The sequence below is a fragment of the Mesorhizobium sp. M1A.F.Ca.IN.020.06.1.1 genome, assembly GCF_004023265.1.
In the GTDB taxonomy this organism is placed as follows: domain Bacteria; phylum Pseudomonadota; class Alphaproteobacteria; order Rhizobiales; family Rhizobiaceae; genus Mesorhizobium.
In genome coordinates, this window is record NZ_RZSR01001624.1 from 1 (window position 1) to 662 (window position 662).

The 662-nt window shown below is 60.7% G+C and carries 1 protein-coding gene and 1 pseudogene; one reads left to right on the forward strand and one right to left on the reverse strand.

From position 1 onward, the window contains the following. On the reverse strand, positions 1–325 hold a 325-nt coding region (locus EOA60_RS35965; RefSeq protein WP_164899928.1), incomplete at its 3' end, for a substrate-binding domain-containing protein. 212 nt (positions 326–537) lie between these two features. Between EOA60_RS35965 and EOA60_RS39530 the strand changes: the two are divergent. Then, positions 538–662 (forward strand): annotated as a pseudogene (locus tag EOA60_RS39530) (sugar kinase); the annotation flags it as partial.

A 662-nucleotide genomic window follows, 5' to 3' on the forward strand; every position in this document is an offset into this window, starting at 1 on the left:
CCTTCTTCACCGTCGGCACGATGCCCTTGGTGTCAGAGGCGGTGATCAGGATGCCCTTGGCGCCGTCGGCAATGCAGCTCTCGATCGCCGCGACCTGGCTCTCGCTGTCGCCGTCGATCTTGCCGGCATAGGTCTTCAGGTCGACGCCGAGTTCCTTGGCCTTGGCGGTGGCGCCTTCCTTCATCTTCACGAAGAAGGGATTGGTGTCGGTCTTGGTGATCAGGCAGGCGCCGACGCCCGCAGCCGATGCGGACGAGGCGAATGCGAGCAGGCCCAGCCCGGCCGCCGCGAATACGGTGGACTTCAGCAGCGATTTCTTGGTCACGATTTCCTCCCAATGGAACCATTCCGGACGCCGGCCAACCCGGCGCCTCGAGCGCATCCAACCATTTTTCCCAGCGTGGACGCCACCCCAAAAGACACCAGTCCGCATCATCTGTCAATAATTAAATCACTCTTATTTATTATTGACAGACTTGCGCTGTTCACTCATTCTGAACGAAAAGCCAGTGTGGGGAAACCGACGGGAGGAACAGGGTGGAGACCGGCATTGCGAGGCACGGTTCGCCCGAGGCTCTGGAGAGCCGGCTGCATCGCGGCACGAACCAGAGCGGCATGCGCGACCACAATGAAAGGCTGGTGCTGTCACTGGTGCGCCAGCA